This window comes from Dyadobacter sp. 22481, assembly GCF_052044875.1.
GTDB lineage: Bacteria > Bacteroidota > Bacteroidia > Cytophagales > Spirosomataceae > Dyadobacter > Dyadobacter endophyticus.
In genome coordinates this window covers 825,726-842,400 of record NZ_JBQENV010000002.1, presented here as the reverse complement: position 1 = coordinate 842,400, position 16,675 = coordinate 825,726, and the positions used below count along the sequence as shown (strand labels likewise).

14 protein-coding genes are annotated in these 16,675 nt (G+C 49.8%); 4 read left to right on the top strand and 10 right to left on the bottom strand.

Going from position 1 to position 16,675, the window contains the following annotated elements:
- Position 1: 1 nt before the first annotated feature.
- Positions 2 to 1,084, bottom strand: a complete 1,083-nt coding sequence (locus ACTJJJ_RS13580) for an LptF/LptG family permease (RefSeq protein WP_188934331.1) — start codon at positions 1,082 to 1,084, stop codon at positions 2 to 4.
- A gap of 14 nt (positions 1,085 to 1,098) precedes the next feature.
- Positions 1,099 to 1,761, bottom strand: a complete 663-nt coding sequence (locus tag ACTJJJ_RS13575; RefSeq protein ID WP_188934333.1) for a metal-dependent transcriptional regulator — start codon at positions 1,759 to 1,761, stop codon at positions 1,099 to 1,101.
- 154 nt (positions 1,762 to 1,915) lie between these two features.
- Between ACTJJJ_RS13575 and ACTJJJ_RS13570 the strand changes: the two genes are divergently transcribed.
- The 3 genes from ACTJJJ_RS13570 (at position 1,916) to ACTJJJ_RS13560 (ending at position 7,591) form a co-directional block, all read left to right on the top strand.
- Positions 1,916 to 3,265 carry an Nramp family divalent metal transporter gene (locus ACTJJJ_RS13570; protein ID WP_440702070.1) on the top strand — a complete coding sequence of 450 codons (1,350 nt, stop codon included), beginning with the start codon at positions 1,916 to 1,918 and terminating at the stop codon, positions 3,263 to 3,265.
- Between the two features lie 77 nt (positions 3,266 to 3,342).
- Positions 3,343 to 5,289 (top strand): KUP/HAK/KT family potassium transporter, encoded by a 1,947-nt coding sequence (locus ACTJJJ_RS13565; protein ID WP_188934337.1) that lies wholly within the window; start codon positions 3,343 to 3,345, stop codon positions 5,287 to 5,289.
- Between the two features lie 94 nt (positions 5,290 to 5,383).
- Positions 5,384 to 7,591: an alpha-galactosidase gene (locus tag ACTJJJ_RS13560; protein ID WP_440702069.1), complete on the top strand. Its 2,208-nt coding sequence runs from the start codon at positions 5,384 to 5,386 to the stop codon at positions 7,589 to 7,591.
- A 58-nt stretch (positions 7,592 to 7,649) separates the two neighbouring features.
- On the opposite strand, the gene ACTJJJ_RS13555 is transcribed toward ACTJJJ_RS13560, so the two are convergent.
- From ACTJJJ_RS13555 to ACTJJJ_RS13525, 7 genes are all read right to left on the bottom strand, one after another.
- Complete coding sequence (locus ACTJJJ_RS13555) at positions 7,650 to 8,168, bottom strand: phosphoribosyltransferase family protein (RefSeq protein ID WP_440702068.1); 519 nt, start codon at positions 8,166 to 8,168, stop codon at positions 7,650 to 7,652.
- A 60-nt stretch (positions 8,169 to 8,228) separates the two neighbouring features.
- Positions 8,229 to 8,933: a glutamine amidotransferase-related protein gene (locus ACTJJJ_RS13550; RefSeq protein ID WP_440702067.1), complete on the bottom strand. Its 705-nt coding sequence runs from the start codon at positions 8,931 to 8,933 to the stop codon at positions 8,229 to 8,231.
- Positions 8,934 to 8,935: 2 nt separating this feature from the next.
- Positions 8,936 to 10,321, bottom strand: coding sequence for an aldehyde dehydrogenase family protein (locus ACTJJJ_RS13545; RefSeq protein ID WP_440702066.1), 1,386 nt, complete (start codon positions 10,319 to 10,321; stop codon positions 8,936 to 8,938).
- Between the two features lie 102 nt (positions 10,322 to 10,423).
- Complete coding sequence (locus tag ACTJJJ_RS13540; protein WP_188934346.1) at positions 10,424 to 11,197, bottom strand: glucose 1-dehydrogenase; 774 nt, start codon at positions 11,195 to 11,197, stop codon at positions 10,424 to 10,426.
- 44 nt (positions 11,198 to 11,241) lie between these two features.
- Entirely contained in the window at positions 11,242 to 12,618 is a 1,377-nt protein-coding gene (locus ACTJJJ_RS13535) for a glutamine synthetase family protein (RefSeq protein WP_440702065.1), read from the bottom strand.
- 28 nt (positions 12,619 to 12,646) lie between these two features.
- Positions 12,647 to 13,270 carry a DUF4230 domain-containing protein gene (locus ACTJJJ_RS13530; protein ID WP_188934350.1) on the bottom strand — a complete coding sequence of 208 codons (624 nt, stop codon included), beginning with the start codon at positions 13,268 to 13,270 and terminating at the stop codon, positions 12,647 to 12,649.
- A gap of 3 nt (positions 13,271 to 13,273) precedes the next feature.
- The gene (locus ACTJJJ_RS13525; protein ID WP_188934352.1) at positions 13,274 to 14,302 is read right to left on the bottom strand and encodes a bile acid:sodium symporter family protein; all 1,029 of its coding nucleotides are present in this window, start codon (positions 14,300 to 14,302) and stop codon (positions 13,274 to 13,276) included.
- Between the two features lie 187 nt (positions 14,303 to 14,489).
- On the opposite strand from ACTJJJ_RS13525, the gene ACTJJJ_RS13520 reads away from it, so the two are divergent.
- The gene (locus tag ACTJJJ_RS13520; RefSeq protein ID WP_440702064.1) at positions 14,490 to 15,317 is read left to right on the top strand and encodes a glycoside hydrolase family 16 protein; all 828 of its coding nucleotides are present in this window, start codon (positions 14,490 to 14,492) and stop codon (positions 15,315 to 15,317) included.
- Between the two features lie 32 nt (positions 15,318 to 15,349).
- Here ACTJJJ_RS13520 and ACTJJJ_RS13515 read toward each other — a convergent pair whose 3' ends face one another.
- A complete protein-coding gene (locus ACTJJJ_RS13515) occupies positions 15,350 to 16,507 on the bottom strand; it encodes a PepSY-associated TM helix domain-containing protein (protein WP_440702063.1) in 1,158 nt (385 codons plus the stop codon).
- Positions 16,508 to 16,675 lie beyond the last annotated feature (168 nt).

Here is a 16,675-nt window from a genome sequence, read left to right as displayed (position 1 = left end):
TTTACCTCGGTAATGTTTTATAAAGCAACACCCCGATCAGCGAAAAGACGATATTGGGCAACCATACGGCAAAAAGCGTGTTGATCGTACCCGCCTCCGCCACACCCTTGGATAACAAAAAGAAAAGGATGTAGATGAATGCCAGCATAAAGCCCAGCGCTATCTGCCAGCCTACCCCCCGGCGGCTTTTTCTTGCCGAAACGATCACACCGATGGCCGTCAGGATCAGGATCGCGAACGGTTGGGTGAAGCGGATATATTTTTCAATAAGATACACCTCCAAACCATCGGCACCGCGGCTTTTCAGCAGCTCTATGTAAGCATTGAGTTCAGGTAGCGTAAAAGTTTCGTAGAGGTTGTAATCGCTTTCGAAATCCTTAGGGGAAAGGTTAATGGTCGTATCGATCTCCGTTCCCCGGCTCAACCGTTCGCCAAGGCTGTCGAGCGTTCGCACTTGGTAATTTTGCAGCGTCCATTTATTCTTTTTCGGCTGCCAGACGATCTTCTCGGCATAAAACTTTTGAAGCAGTTTGGTCCCCTTGATCGTCTCCATCGTAAACTTGTTGCCGGTTTGCGTGGTGGTATTGTAGCTTTCCAGGTAGGCGTACACATCCGGTGCGATGGTGATATGCACATTATGCCCGCTGAAATAGAACTCGTTTTTTACATAAGTTTTTTCAAAACCGTTACGGATCTTGTTGGCTTTGGGCAACACCCAGCCTACCTGGATGAACGTCAGGACACCCAAAACGACCGCGCCGGCCATGTAGGGCATCAGCATTCGTGTGAAACTGATCCCGCTGCTGAGCATCGCGATGATCTCCGTACGCGCGGCAATGCGCGAAGTGAAGAACACCGTGGCGATGAATACCATCAGCGGACTGATGTAGTTGATCCAGTAAGGGATCAGATTAAGGTAATAGTCGATGATGATCTCCCTGAGTGGTGCTTTTTTGTCTAAAAAGTCATCTACCTTTTCCGTGTAGTCGATCATACAAATAATCAGTACAATGACGAACGCCACGAACACGTAGGTAATCAGGAAGTTTTTGATCAGGTAACGATCGAGGATTTTGAAGTTCATGGCTGGTTATGGTCTCATCGGCGCTGTACCAGCAGGTTTTTGGACACTTCGAGACTGATAAACAACGTAGGCCCGCCGTTAATCCGTACAGAGGCCGACTTGTCGTATTCATTAATTTCCTGCACTTCCAATACCGCACCCAGTGTAATCCCTGACCTATCAAGGTGTTGCAGAAAAGAAGGTGCATGATCGAGCACGCCCATCATTAACACTTTTTCACCAATATGCACGTCCGTAAGGATCAGGTAATCCGGTTCAGTAAGGTTTCCTTTGGCATCTGGAATAGGATCGCCATGCGGATCGAACTTCGGATGCCCCAGAAACGCATCGAGCTTTTCAACAAGGACTTCGGAGGGAATATGTTCCAGTTCTTCGGCAATATCATGCACCTCGTCCCAGCCGAAACCCAGCTTTTCAACGAGAAAAACCTCCCAGAGACGGTGCTTACGGATCACCTTGATCGCCACTTTCTCTCCGCTGTCCGTGAGTGTCACACCCTGGTATTTTTTGTAGTGGATCAATCCCTTCTCCGCCAGCTTACGCAACATATCGGTTACTGATGCCGCGCGTGTCGATGTGCTCTCTGCGAGTGCGTTCGTAGTCACCTCTACCCCGTCGCGTCCGGAAAGCGCATGGATGATCTTTAAATAATTTTCTTCTGTGAAGGAGTTCTGCATGCCCAATAAGCCCCGGTTACCAATCTATACTATCCGGCAAAAGTACGATTTACTATCTGTAAATTAAAAAATTTAGACTAACCTAAAAATATATTAAGAATTTCCTTATCTTTGTTTTAAGAGAACTAAATTGTTTATTTCGGAGAGTAAGGAAATGATTGACGGTTTAAAAATAGATAAGTCTTTGCAAGAGAAAACACCGGAAGATAGTGACCAGCTCCGCTCACTATCCGAAGTTCACTCCTCGATTTCCGTGCCCGAGGGGGCTGGCTTTTGGAAAAAAATGGCCGCATTCACCGGCCCCGGGCTGATGGTGGCGGTTGGTTATATCGACCCGGGCAATTGGGCTACCGATATCGAAGGCGGCTCGCGGTTTGGCTACACATTGCTTTCCGTAATCCTGATTTCGAACCTTTTTGCGATGCTTTTGCAGCATTTATCGCTGAAACTCGGGATCGCCACCGGCCGCGACCTTGCGCAGGCCTGCCGCGATTATTACTCGCGTCCCGTTTCTTTTGTGCTGTGGATACTCTCCGAGATTGCCATTGCCGCTACCGACCTTGCCGAGGTAATCGGCTCAGCCATCGCATTGAACTTGCTTTTCGGGCTACCGCTGCCCATTGGCGTGCTGTTCACCGCCTTCGATGTACTGGTCGTTTTGTATTTCCAGCAAAAAGGCTTCCGCATCATCGAAAGCATCGTAGCCGGGCTTATGAGCATTATTCTGCTTAGCTTTTTGTATGAAATGATCGTTTCTCAGCCTTCACTGGCCGGCATGATGGGCGGGCTAATCCCCAAAAAGGAGATCATTACCGACTCGGGAATGCTCTACATTGCCATAGGTATCCTCGGCGCCACCGTCATGCCGCATAACCTCTACCTGCATTCCAGCATCGTCCAAACCCGTAATTTCAAAAAAGACGAGCCCGGCAAACGTTCCGCAATCCGCTTCGCGACGATCGATTCCACCGTTTCCCTGGCACTGGCTTTCTTTATCAATGCCTCCATCCTGATCCTTGCCGCCTCTGCATTCCACGCCAACGGCCATTTTGAAATCGCAGACATCACCGACGCCTACCACCTGCTCGACCCGGTGTTGGGTGTGAGCCTGGCAGGCATATTTTTCGCTCTGGCATTGCTGGCATCCGGCCAGAGCTCCACGCTCACCGGTACGCTCGCAGGGCAGATCGTCATGGAAGGCTTTCTCAACATCCGCCTGAAACCCTGGGCGCGCCGTCTGCTCACCCGCGGCATCGCCATCATTCCGGCGTTGATCGTGTCGTATTTGTATGGAGAACGCGGGACCGCTGAACTGCTCGTTTTCAGCCAGGTGATCCTTTCCCTGCAATTGAGTTTTGCTGTCGTACCCCTCGTATTCTTCACTTCCAACAGCAAAATCATGGGCCGGTTCGCCAATTCCCGGCCGGTTATATTGCTTAGCTGGGTGATTGCGGCGATCATTATCGGGCTAAATGGCTTTTTATTGTGGAAGACATTTATTTAAACTGAAAATTTTAATGCCCGCCCCGGAACCTTTTTCTCCGTCGTTTCCTAACTTTCGCCGTTTTTCATAAAAGGTGGATGGAATCAAAACACAAAGTTGACAAGGTAACGGCCGCCGGGCTACTGGTGGCGTTCGGCATTATATACGGCGATATCGGTACGTCGCCACTCTATGTAATGCAGGCGATTATCGGAAGTGAGATTATATCCGAAGAGATTATCTATGGTGCGCTATCCTGCATATTCTGGACGCTCACCCTCCAAACGACCGTCAAATACGTTATTTTGATTCTCCGGGCCGATAACCGTGGCGAGGGAGGCATTTTCGCTTTGTACGCATTGGTAAGAAAGCATGCCAGATGGCTGACAGTTCCCGCAATTATCGGAGGAAGCACCCTGCTGGCCGACGGCATCATTACCCCCCCGATTTCCGTTGCATCTGCTGTGGAAGGTCTGAGATTGTTGTATCCGAATATCCAGACCATTCCGATTGTACTCGGCATTCTGACGGCGATTTTCCTGATCCAGGCATTTGGTACAAAAATCGTGGGGCGCACATTCGGGCCTTTAATGGTGACATGGTTCGTGATGCTTGGTGTTTTGGGGCTTTATCAGATTTTAGAACACCCGGGTATCTTCAAAGCATTCAACCCATATTATGGATATCAATTACTGACGCAGCATCCCGGCGGATTTTGGATGCTTGGTGCGGTTTTCCTATGTACAACGGGAGCCGAGGCACTTTACACCGATTTAGGGCACTGTGGTCGGGGAAATATCCGGGTAAGCTGGATATTCGTCAAATCCTGCCTCATTCTCAATTATTTCGGCCAGGGAGCCTGGCTACTCTCCGAAACGGGCAATTTGCTGGATGGACGCAAGCCATTCTACGAAATCATGCCGGAATGGTGGCTCTTACCCGGCATCGTCATTGCAACTTCCGCTGCAATCATCGCGAGCCAGGCATTAATATCCGGATCGTTTACACTGATTTCAGAAGCGATAAGACTCAACTTTTGGCCAAAGGTCCGCCTTATCTATCCCAGTGACCAAAAAGGCCAGCTTTATGTTCCAAGTATCAACTGGCTGCTATTGCTGGGATGTGTGTCAGTAGTCCTATACTTCAAAGAATCGGCCAATATGGAGGCTGCGTACGGGTTGGCAATAACCCTAACGATGATTATGACCACTATCCTGATGTCGTATTACCTATACGTAAAAAGGGTGAATTTATGGATCGTCATCATGTTTATGCTGTTATACCTTTCCATTGAGGGAGCTTTTCTCGGGGCTAACCTGCTCAAATTTACCCATGGGGGCTGGTTTACAATCATGGTCGGGACATTAGTAGCCGGGCTCATGGCTGTGTGGCTCAAAGCCTTCTACATCAAACTCCGGCTCACCGAATATACCAAGCTGGAAAAATACCTACCGGCATTGCACGAGCTGAGCCGCGATATCAGCATTCCAAAATATACGACCCACCTCGTGTTCATGACCAACGCCTCACGTGCAACGGAAATCGAGACCAAGGTCATTTACTCCATTTTCCAGAAACGGCCCAAACGCGCGGACGTGTACTGGTTTATCCACGTCGACATTACGGATGATCCTTACACGATGGAATACAAGGTGCTGTCGGACGAAGATAATCATGATAACGTCATCAAAATCAACTTCCGGCTTGGTTTCCGCGTCGATCAGCGGATCAATATGTTCTTCCGGAAGGTGGTAGAGGATATGGTTTTGAACAAAGAAGTTGATATTACCAGCCGCTACGAATCACTGAGCAAACAGAACATTACCGGGGATTTCCGGTTCGTAGTGCTGGAAAGGTTCCTTTCGTTTGAAAACGACCTGCCATTGCTCGAACAGCTCGTTATGAAGACCTATTTCTTCGTGAAGGATTTCACGACACCGGAGGATAAATGGTTCGGACTCGATAGCAGCTCTGTTAAAATCGAAAAAGTACCGCTGATTATCCGGCCGGTCGAGAATGTAAAACTGCGCCGGGTATTCTCTTAATATCGTCTTCAAGCCTTTCAAAGGATCAATTTTGCCAAGTAACATTGCCAATTTTGATCCTTTTTCTTTTTCAAACTATCCCCTTTAATGTTCCATGAATCTTCTCCGGCGCACTGCCTTTCCCCTGTTGCTGCTTGTCCTGCACGCATTCTGTTCAGCAGCCCAGACAAAGGTTACCATTCCCATCGAAACCGCTCAAAATGCCCTGGTGCTGCAAACCGATCAGGACAAACATCTCTCGATCATTTACTTTGGCAAAAAACTGGCTCAGGCCTCCGAATACGACCTCGTAAGCGCCCAAAGCCGCCAGCGCGATGGTAATGCAGGCATTTACAACTCCGCCTACACGCCCGCAGGCTCGTGGAGTATTTCGGAGCCGGCTTTGCAGGTGACACATGCCGATGGTAACAAATCGACCGATCTTGTTTACGTAAACCACCAAACCACGCGCGAAGGCGACAATGTGGTCGTCACAAGCATTCAACTCAAAGATCCCGCCTACGCTGTGGAAGTCACATTGTTTTATAAAACCTACTCACGTGAGAACGTGGTTGAACAATGGAGCTTGATCAAAAGCGCAGAAAAAGGAGAGATTACATTGAACAAATATGCCTCCGCCAACCTCTATTTCCCTGGCAAAGATTTCTATCTGACGCATTATAACGGTACTTGGGCGCGCGAGATGAACCCGGAAGAAGAACAACTTACGGCCGGTATCCGCGTGCTGGATTCTAAGCTCGGAACGCGCGCCAACCTGTTCCAGCCACCCAGCTTCCAACTTTCGTTCGACAACCCCGCAACTGAAACCGAGGGGAAAGTACTGCTCGGAACATTGGCTTGGTCGGGTAACTTCCGTATGGATTTCGAGGTGGATTCCTACCATAATCTCCGGCTGATAGCGGGCATTAACAACTACGCTTCCGAATATCCGCTGGGCCCGGGCAAAGATTTCAAAACACCTTCTTTCATTTACACATTTTCGGAAAACGGAAAGGGCGAAGCGAGCCGCAACCTCCACAATTGGGCCCGCAAATACCGGATCCTCGATGGTGAAGGCTCTCGGCTCACGCTACTGAACAACTGGGAAGCCACCTATTTCGATTTCAACGAGGAAAAACTGTCGGGACTTTTTAAAGACGGCAAGAAACTCGGTGTCGACCTCTTCCTGCTCGACGACGGCTGGTTTGCCAACAAATATCCCCGTAACGACGACCGCGCAGGCCTCGGCGACTGGCAGGAAAACGTCAAAAAACTACCGCACGGAATCGGATACCTCGTTAAAGAAGCCAAAAATGCGGGCATTAAATTCGGGATTTGGGTAGAACCGGAAATGGTGAACCCCAAAAGCGAGCTTTACGAAAAACATCCCGACTGGGTGATCCGTCAGCCGCAGCGACCCGAGCATTATATGCGCAACCAGCTCCCGCTCGATCTGTCGAATCCCGAAGTTCAAAACTTTGTCTTTGGCATTCTGGACAAGCTTTTTACGGAGAATCCCGACATTGCCTACATTAAGTGGGATTGTAACGCCATTACTTTCAATGCGCATTCAGCCTATCTCGAAAAGAACAAGCAAAAGCAGTCGCAGCTATATGTGGATTATGTGAGAGGCCTGTACAAAGTCCTCGAAAAGCTCCGCGCCAAATATCCGAAAGTACCTATGATGCTCTGCTCGGGCGGCGGCGGCCGGGTCGATTACGAGGCATTGAAATATTTCACCGAGTTCTGGCCCAGCGACAACACCGACCCGCTCGAACGGGTTTTCATGCAATGGGAATACTCCTACTTCTTCCCCGCCCTCACGCAAAGCGCACACGTGACCGACTGGGGCAAGCAGCCGCTGAAATTCCGCACCGACGTGGCGATGATGGGCAAGCTTGGGTACGATATTGTGGTGAGTCATTTGAATGAAAAAGACCTGCAATTCAGTCAGCAATCCGTCGCCACTTACAATGCGATCAAGGATGTTGTATGGCACGGCGACCTTTACCGGCTGATCGATCCGAAGAAAAACGATTTCGCCTCCCTGCTTTTTGCTACCAAAAACAAGGACCGGGCCATTGTGCTCTCCTATCTGGTAAGCAATCGGAACGGTGCCGGCTCGGACATGGCCGTTCGTTTACAGGGGCTGGATGCCGGTAAAAAATACAAAGTGAAGGAATTGAACCTCTATCCTGATTCCAAATCACCGGTCCGGGAAGATCAGGTTTATTCAGGGGATTTTCTGATGACTGCTGGTTTTAACCCGGTGGTAAATGCGCGGCGGGCTAGTGTGATTTTGGAAATCCTGGAAATAAAATAGAACTGCGGCAAAATCAAAGCACCAGGAAGGCTCCACAGCGGTGCCTTCCTGGAAAATGCTATTTCAAATAAACGCCCTCTTCCTCCTCCCGGCTCAGTACCACTTCCACGTGCTCTGTAAGTGTGGTACTCAGCGAATATCCGACATAATGCGCATGGATGGGGAATTTGTGGTGGCTACGATCGACGATCACCGCTACCTGTACCTTTTTCATCGGTACTTTCAGGAACGGCTCCAATGCAAACGCAAGCGTACGGCCCGTATTCAGTACATCGTCCGCGACAATCACAACCTTGTTTTCGATATTCAGTTCACGATCGAACAGGATCGGGCTCTGCTGATGGATATTTTTGTCAAAACGCAGTTCGATCAGCTGGACGTCCAACGGGGAGATTTCGGTCAATGCTGCCGTAAGTCTTTTGGCGAAAGCAAAACCTTCCCCGGCGATACCGGCGATGATAATGCCCTTTTCCTCAAAATTCTGCTCATATATTTCAAAAGCGATCCTGCGTATTTTCTGGCCCGTCTGGTGGGCACTTAAAATCTGACGCCTGGATACCGTACTGTTCTCGGTCATTGCGGCTATGGGTAAGTTAAAATCTTAGCAACGGTAAAAATAGCAAACCGAAATGCCACTTCATAGCGCAGCGAAATTCTTTAACCAATTCGCAAAGGTCAGCTCATGTACCGGCAATTCCAGGCTCACGATGCCCATTTCCACCTTCGCTTGACCAATGCGCTCGGTGCGGATTTCCATTAGTGCCTTTTCGTAAGGTTTCGTAAACTCGGGGTGCGCCTGTATTCCTACCATGTGCTCACCGACCCTGAACATCCCGACCGGGCAGTCCTGGGTTTCGGCCAGCAGCGTGCTGTCAGGCGGCAACTCCATTACCTGGTCCTGACACATCATCAGCAGACTGAACGATTGCCGTGACGGCAACATCCATTCTTCCTGACTTAATACCTGAAAGTTATGCACTCCGACGCACCATCCGACAGTCGATTTCTGCACCTTCCCGCCAAGCGCTTCGGCCAGCATCTGATGCCCGAAGCAAATGCCAAGATATTTTCTCCCCGAGTCATGAATTTCCTTTACAAACTCCTTCAATCGATGAATCCAGGGTTCGTCGTCATACACCGATGACTTGGAGCCGGTGCAAACATATACCTCACATTCATCTGCCGACGCCGGGAAATGGCCGTTGCAAACATCATAAAATGTAAACGCCCAATCCGGCGCTACCTGCGAGAATAATACGGGAAACATTTCGCGATAGTCACCTGCGATCGGCAGCAGTTCTTCGCGCACGTGGTCACATTCCAGTAAACCGACTTTTGTCATTTCTACCCTATTTTCAAATGAAAAGACTTAGGCCTGGTAAGCGCCTCGTACCCGACGGTCGAAAGCGTGCAACCACGCCCCGAATTCTTGACGCCCGTCCAAGCTAATGCAGGATCGAGGTAGTCGCAACGGTTCATGAACCAGGTTCCGGTCTCGACTTGTTCGCCGATCTGCAATGCTGCGTCCACGTCCGAAGTCCAAATCGAAGCCGTAAGACCGTATTGGCTGTCGTTCATCAGGCGAATAGCCTCCTCGTCGCCGGAAACGGGCATTATGCCGACTACGGGCGCGAAAGTTTCCTCCGTCATGATGTCCATGGAATGGTTTACATTCACAAGCACCTGTGGAGCAAGGTAAGGTGTTCCCGTCTGATGTGCTGGAAACAGTGCAGGATCAATTAATGCGGTAGCACCCTGTGCAATGGCGTCATCAATTTGCTTTTGCGCAAAATTGGCCGCGGAGGTTCTCACCATCGGACCAAGTGTCGTTTCTGCATCCAGCGGATCGCCCAGAACATAAGTCTTAGTCAGTTCCTCAAATCCTTTAACAAATTCATCATAAACAGCCTGATGTACATAAATACGCTCGATGCCGCAGCACGACTGGCCCGAATTGAAGAAAGAGCCATCCACAAGATTTTCCACGGCATCGGCGAGGTTCGCATCCGCGCGTACATATGCCGGGTCCTTACCGCCCAATTCGAGGCCTCCAATAATAAAACGCTCATTGATAGCCTTCTGAACTGCATGACCACCCTCCACAGAGCCGGTAAACGCCACGTAGTCTACCCGCCCGTCACCAATCACCTGTGCTACCTGTTCGTGGCTCAAATGCAAATACTGAAACACGCCCTCGGGCAGTCCCGCATATTCAAAGGCAGCGGCATAGCGCTCCGCACAAAGCGGCGTCTGCTGTGCATGCTTCAATAGCACCGCATTGCCCGACAAAATCGCAGGTATCACCGAGTTTACCGAGGTGAGGTATGGATAATTCCACGGAGCGACCACGAATACCACGCCCAGCGGCTCTCTTTTTACAAATCTCTTAAAACCCGGAATTTCATCGACCTCTACATCGGCGAGCGCTTTTTCAGCAACCGAAATCATATAATTAGCTCTTTCCTGGAAACCGCGACGGATCTCATTTGCCGTATAACGAACCGGCCGCCCCATTTGCCAGGTCAATTCGAGACCGATTTCATCGGCATTGTTCAGAAAGTATTCGACTGCCTTGCGACAAATTGCCTCCCGCTCGGCCAGCGTCGTTTTTTTCCACTCCTTTTGTGCGGCAATCGCATTTTCCAAAGCAGCCTCCACAGCCGCCGCATTCGCCAGTTCGCGCTCCACATACACAGAGCCATCGATAGGGCTTATTGTTTTTTGAATCATTTTTTGAAAGGGAGAAAGGGGAGGAAAGGGGGGAAGGAGGAAAGGATCAGAAATAGGAAACTTCTTCATCCTCCCCTTCCTCCCTCCTCCCTTTCCTCCTATTTACAATGGAGTTACATAAGCCGAAGTAATACCGCCGTCGACCAGGAAGTCGGTACCGGTAACGAAAGACGCCTCATCCGAAGCGAGGAACAATGCGGCATAGGCCATTTCCTTGGCTTCACCGAAGCGGCCCATGGGAATATGTACGAGGCGGCGCTGTTTCTTTTCTTCGGTATTCAAAAACTTCATGAGCAGCTCCGTACGCAGCGGGCCGGGGCATAATGCGTTCACACGGATATTCTCGCGCGCATGTATGACCGCAAGCTCGCGTGTGAGCGCCAGTACCGCGCCTTTACTCGCCGTGTAGGCCACCTGCGGCGTGGCTGCGCCCAAGATTGCGACAAATGATGCAGTATTAATAATAGAACCTCCCCCGGCGCGCTGCAATGCCGGTATACCGTATTTGCATCCCAGGAAAACACCTTTCGCATTGATATTCATCGTAAGGTCCCAGATAGCCTCCTCGGTGGTAACGGCATTGTCGTCATCGCTGTGCATGATGCCGGCGTTATTGAAAATAATGTTCAACTTTCCGAATTTCTCTTCCGTGAAAGCCACCGCAGCCTCACAATCAGCGGCTTTGGACACATCAGAATGCAGAAAATAGGCTTCGCCACCATTTCTGACAATTTCATCGGCTGTCTCCTGACCAGCCGCGTCATTCACATCGGTTACGACAATTTTAGCTCCTTCTTTGGCAAACAAAATGGCCGTTTCCCGACCGATCCCGCCGCTCCCACCTGTAATGAGGGCGACCTTGTTTTCTAAGCGCATGGGGTTGGATTTTAATGTTATGGTTTAATAAATAGTAATTGAGTCTAAATCTGTTCAAAATACCGCTTCCGCTCCCAATCCGTTACGGAAGTGTCGTATGCGTGCTGTTCCGTTTTGAAAAAATGGGTGTAATGTTCCACGACCTCTGCGCCGAAAGCTTCTTTCGCAAACGAACTGTTTTCAAATAATGCAATGGATTCCGCTAACGTATAAGGCACACGAGGCAAATGCGCGGCTGCGTAAATGTCTCCAATGAAGCACTCCGGCGGTTCGATACGGTTTCTGATGCCATCCAACCCGGAGGCCAGCGATGCTGCAAATGCGAGGTAAGGGTTGCAATCCGCACCCGGAATACGGCATTCGATACGCAGGCTTGGGCCACTGCCTACCACCCGGAAACCAGCCGTGCGGTTGTCGTAACTCCATGCCAGCCGAGTAGGCGCCCAGGAGCCATCTACGAAACGTTTGTAGGAATTGACGGTCGGGGCGTAGAACGGCATTACATCGGGCACGTGTTTGATCCAGCCACCCAGGAACCAGCGGAAAATATCCGAGCCTTTTACAGGACCGAATTGCTGGTCCCCGTCGAAGATATTTTTGCCATTTTTCCACAAACTCATGTGAATATGACTACTCGAACCCGCCTGATCCGTCGCAAACTTTGCCATGAATGTCACCGAAAGACCCATGGCGTCGGCTACTTCTTTCAGGCATTGCTTGTAAACGACATGGTTATCGGCCATCGAGAGTACGTCGGCATATTTCACGTTTAGTTCGTGCTGCCCCAAGCCCCATTCGCCCTTCGAAGTCTCGACTGCTATGCCTGAATTTTTCAAATGCCTGCGCGCTGCCGATGTGAATTTTTCGTTCCGCGTGCCCTGCATGATATGATAATCTTCCAGATAATATCCCGCCGGGCTCAGGTTCTGGTAGTTTTGCTGAAATGCCTGCTTATAGCTGTTTTCGAGCAGGTAATATTCCAGCTCGGAAGCGGCAAAGCATTCCATTCCGTCGCCGGAGAGGGCATCCAGTTGCTTTTTCAAAACAGACCTGGGGGCAATGGATTCCAGCCGATGCGATTTATCGTTATGAACGTCACAGATCACCAGCGCCGTTTTTTCGAGCCAGTCAGCAACCCGTAATGTCGATAAATCCGGTACCATGTGAAAATCGCCGTAGCCGAGCTCCCAGTTGGCGTAGCGGTAACCCGGCACCGGATCCATGGCCATGTCGGTTGTAAGCAAGTAGTTGCAACCGTGCGTACCCGATTTGGAAACCGAATCGAGAAAAAAATCGGCGTCGACGCGCTTCCCCATCAGACGGCCGTAATGGTCCGTAAATGCTACAACAATTGTTTCGATCTCCCCTCCCCCAATCTTGCCCGAAAGTTCATCCAGCGTCAAAAATCCTTTTTTACTCATCAGAAAGGGTTGGTTTAGCGCATTGATATTATCGCAACTTGTCTACTTTGGCATTCATTGGAAATTTAAGCACCACCTTTTTACCCGAAGCTTTTTCAAGCATTGGGGTCAATATTTTTTGGGCATTCTCCTTGGTCTGATCCAGGATACCCATGTCGAGGGCCGATTTCTGGATCTGCTTTTCGGCTTGTTTGTAAGCCTCCTGCACCAGTTTAGCCTCGTCGGTAAATGCATATTCCGTATTGTAAACCTTTGATTTACTATGGTCTATTTTAAAAACACAAAGCTCCGGCTCGGGCATATTGATCACCAGCGTTTCGGCGTCGGAGCTAATATCTTCCATTGAAATCTTAGCCAGGTCCACACAACCGATTGCTTCGCCCTGCACGATCAGGATCGCTTTGGCATTAGGCAGCCACATTTTTACAATTTCCTGCTCCACTACGTCCTTGAAATTGTATTTCACTACTTCCAGCTTGCCCATCGAGCTGATTTCCTGCAAAACCACCGTATGCATTGTTTCGACCTTATCCTCCCCGCCGAGCCATTCGGGGAGCCAGGGGCCGGTCCGGAAACCCGACCATAATGCATTGATCCCCGCCAAAAGTAAAATCAGTACTACCAGCCGCACCAGCCACGATATGATCCGCATACATTATTTTTTAAGTACAAAATCCTCCGCTACTTCAAGTTCCCGGGCTACCCGCTGTGCAATGATGCTCGCTGCGATCAGTTGTAAAGCATGGTAAAGCATGATCGGCAGGAGCATTAAGCCCGCTTCCGGCCCCGCGAACAGCACTTTCGACATCACCGCACCCTGCACCAGCGATTTTTTGGAACCACAGAATACCGCGGTAACCTTATCCTCCCGGTTGAAATGCAACAAACCGCTGATGAACGTCAGCAGAAAATAGATCCCGAAAAACAGCGCGAGCATTCCTATCCCTAAAAATACAATTTCTTTTATTCCAAGCGAATCGAATAGGTGCTCTCCGAACGATTCGCAAAAAGAAGTGTAAACGATCAGCAAAATCGACGACTGATCGAAATAGCGGATGTACTTTTTGTGGCGCTCCGCGAAATGGCCCCAACGCTTGTTGAGCACAATTCCGGCAAATACCGGCAATAATACTTGTATGGACAGCTTTCCGACTACCGAAAGGAGATCAAAATGTCCGGCGCTGGCTTGCCCTGAACCAGATTCCAGCACGAGGCCCATCCATAGCGGCGTGATGAAAACGCCGATAAGGCTCGAAATACTGGCATTGAATATCGCCGCCGGGACATTACCGCGCGCAATAGACACCATTACCACTGACGATGAAACGGTGGACGGGAGGACCGTCAGAAAAAAGATCGCCAGCCACATGGTTTGCCCTTCCCCATTCTGAAAAAACGGTCTGAATGCCAGTGCAAGCACGGGAAAAAGTACAAATGTCGACAAGTGTACCATCACGTGCAGCCGCCAGTTCACGAGTCCGGCTTTCAGCTTTTCGGGACTGAGACGCAGGCCATAAAAGAAGAATATGACTGAAACGGCATAGGTAGAAACCGTAGAAAGATGAAGCGGGCTGTGCTGCATACCCGGTGCGGGCCAGAGCCACGCGAGCAGGATCATGCTGAGCAATGCGAGCATAAAACCGTCCAGGCCGGCTTTTTTGGCAGTATCAATGAATTTACGCATATCAAAAATAACGTCAGCCGGCAAAAGCGGCGGCAGACGGTTGCTTACAAGAAAAAGGAAAACCGTCAGAAATAAAAACCCGGCACGGCGATTAATAGTGTCAGTTCTTTTCAAATTGTCATTTCGGGTAAATGAGCGGCTCCCGCCACTTTCCCAGATAACATCAAGGAACAACAACCGACTACCAATGACTACTCCTGATAAACTGCTTCTGACGATCATCATGGCTCTCATCACACTGACGCCGGCCACAGCCCAATACAAGCTAATATGGGCCGACGAATTCGACTACGACGGCGCGCCCGACCCGAATGTGTGGCAGCCCGAAAAAGGTTTTACCCGAAACCATGAAGACCAGTGGTATCAGGGTGATAATGCCTATTGTAAAGGCGGCTACCTGATTATCGAGGCAAAAAAAGAGCGTGTCAAAAACCCCAATTACAAGCCGGGCAGCAATAACTGGAAAGAAAGTCGCGAATATGCCGAATACACCTCGGCCAGCATCATTACCCGCGGCAAAAAGAGCTTTCAATACGGCCGTTTCGAAATGCGCGCCAAAATCGACACGCGCTCAGGGATTTGGCCCGCTTTCTGGACGCTGGGCGATCAGGGCGAATGGCCGGATAACGGCGAGATCGATATTATGGAGTTTTACAGGGGCATGTTGCTCGCTAACCTCGCCTGGGGCTCGAATGAGCGCTATAAACCTGTTTGGAATACCAATAAAAAGCAGATCAGCACGTTCGGGGATCCGGATTGGTCGTCTAAATTCCACGTCTGGCGTATGGATTGGGACGAGCATTCAATCAAAATCTATGTGGATGACATGCTGATGGCCTCACAGGACCAGGCAAAGGCTGTTAATGCTAAAAACAAAGACGTTACGCCGTTTAAACAGCCGCATTACATCCTGCTGGGCATGGCATTGGGGGGCGACAACGGCGGCGATTTGTCCAAAACAGAATTCCCTGCCCGCTTTGAAGTAGATTATGTAAGAATTTACCAAAAGCAGTAGACCATTTCGGCGGCGGAATCTGGGCGATCCCATCACACTGCCGTTTTCATCACTGGAACGCTCTTCCTTACCTTTTTTGGAGCCTTCTTCCTTCTACCCCACCAGATCACAAAGCCGGTAACGGGTAATGAAGCGCAGATCAGGCTGGCAAAGAATACGAGAATCTTACCCGGCAACCCAAGGATAGCGCCCGTGTGGATGTCGTAATTCATCCGGCGGAGTGTGTTTGCGAAGTTGGCCTCGCTGTATTTGCCCGTATAAGGGCCAGTTGCCTGGATTTTTTTGACCGAATATTGATCGAAATAATTATAATCGACATTGTAGTAAGTGCCTTCCCGGAAGTTCACATAAGAGAAAATCGACTCTGCTTTCTCGGTAGGGAAGGAAATATTGAGGGTCGAATATTTGGGATATTCGTTTTGTAATTGCAACCATGCCTTGTCCACAGCCTGCATCGGGCCGGTTACCTGCGTGGTTGAAATAGTGTCGGAAGTCGGGTTGTAATATATATCCGATCCCTGCCCGCCTGTGACTTTATAAAGTCCTTGCGAAAACCACTGGAAGCCCCAAACAAGCCCGGTTAAGGCCAGAATCACGCCGATTGACATGATATAGAAGCCCAAAACATTATGCAAATCGTAGTTTTTCCGTCGCCACGCCGCATTCCATTTGATCGAAAAGCGCTGTTTGGCGGCAGATTTGTTTTTGGGCCACCAAAGCACCATCCCGCTGGTCATCATGAAAAAGAAAACGAGCGTAGCCGAAGCAGTTACCGGCTGGCCGATCTTTTCAGGCAACCATAGGTAATAATGCCCGTGGAGAATGAAATGGAAGAAATCGTCGTCCTCATTCCAGACGTGCTCCAATTTCCCGGTGTATTGGTTGATATAGGCGACGTAATAATATTCGGGATCGAGGTTGTAAAAACCTACCTGTGCATTGCGATCGGGCGTATCGTAAAGCACCCCTTTGGCCACCTTGCCGGGCAGCGCCTTTTTAGCGATCTCTGCGAGCTCCGACGGAGGCAGCACCTTCCCGCCTGTCGGGCCTTTTACAAACATATAGGGCTGCGTAATGCTTTTGATTTCCTGCTCAAATGCCAGGATACACCCCGTGATGGAAATGATGAACACCATAATGCCGGAGATAAGTCCCAGGTACAGATGGAGTTTTCCAATCAGTTTTTTCATCGATTCGCCGCCAGTTATCTTATTTAGACTCAATTAAGACTACGAATATAAGGCGAACGATGTGAACTACCAAAAAGGGAGGAAACGGATGAAAGGGAGGAAGGGGAGGATGGAAGAAGGAGGAAGAAAAGCCTCACTCCTCATTTTCCCTCCTCCCTTTCCTCCTTC

Bases quoted from the DNA above. Each gene is read 5' to 3' on its own strand.
- ACTJJJ_RS13580 (WP_188934331.1), bottom strand. From the start codon at position 1,084: ATGAACTTCAAAATCCTCGATCGTTACCTGATCAAAAACTTCCTGATT.
- ACTJJJ_RS13575 (WP_188934333.1), bottom strand. From the start codon at position 1,761: ATGCAGAACTCCTTCACAGAAGAAAATTATTTAAAGATCATCCATGCG.
- ACTJJJ_RS13570 (WP_440702070.1), top strand. From the start codon at position 1,916: ATGATTGACGGTTTAAAAATAGATAAGTCTTTGCAAGAGAAAACACCG.
- ACTJJJ_RS13565 (WP_188934337.1), top strand. From the start codon at position 3,343: ATGGAATCAAAACACAAAGTTGACAAGGTAACGGCCGCCGGGCTACTG.
- ACTJJJ_RS13560 (WP_440702069.1), top strand. From the start codon at position 5,384: ATGAATCTTCTCCGGCGCACTGCCTTTCCCCTGTTGCTGCTTGTCCTG.
- ACTJJJ_RS13555 (WP_440702068.1), bottom strand. From the start codon at position 8,168: ATGACCGAGAACAGTACGGTATCCAGGCGTCAGATTTTAAGTGCCCAC.
- ACTJJJ_RS13550 (WP_440702067.1), bottom strand. From the start codon at position 8,933: ATGACAAAAGTCGGTTTACTGGAATGTGACCACGTGCGCGAAGAACTG.
- ACTJJJ_RS13545 (WP_440702066.1), bottom strand. From the start codon at position 10,321: ATGATTCAAAAAACAATAAGCCCTATCGATGGCTCTGTGTATGTGGAG.
- ACTJJJ_RS13540 (WP_188934346.1), bottom strand. From the start codon at position 11,197: ATGCGCTTAGAAAACAAGGTCGCCCTCATTACAGGTGGGAGCGGCGGG.
- ACTJJJ_RS13535 (WP_440702065.1), bottom strand. From the start codon at position 12,618: ATGAGTAAAAAAGGATTTTTGACGCTGGATGAACTTTCGGGCAAGATT.
- ACTJJJ_RS13530 (WP_188934350.1), bottom strand. From the start codon at position 13,270: ATGCGGATCATATCGTGGCTGGTGCGGCTGGTAGTACTGATTTTACTT.
- ACTJJJ_RS13525 (WP_188934352.1), bottom strand. From the start codon at position 14,302: ATGCGTAAATTCATTGATACTGCCAAAAAAGCCGGCCTGGACGGTTTT.
- ACTJJJ_RS13520 (WP_440702064.1), top strand. From the start codon at position 14,490: ATGACTACTCCTGATAAACTGCTTCTGACGATCATCATGGCTCTCATC.
- ACTJJJ_RS13515 (WP_440702063.1), bottom strand. From the start codon at position 16,507: ATGAAAAAACTGATTGGAAAACTCCATCTGTACCTGGGACTTATCTCC.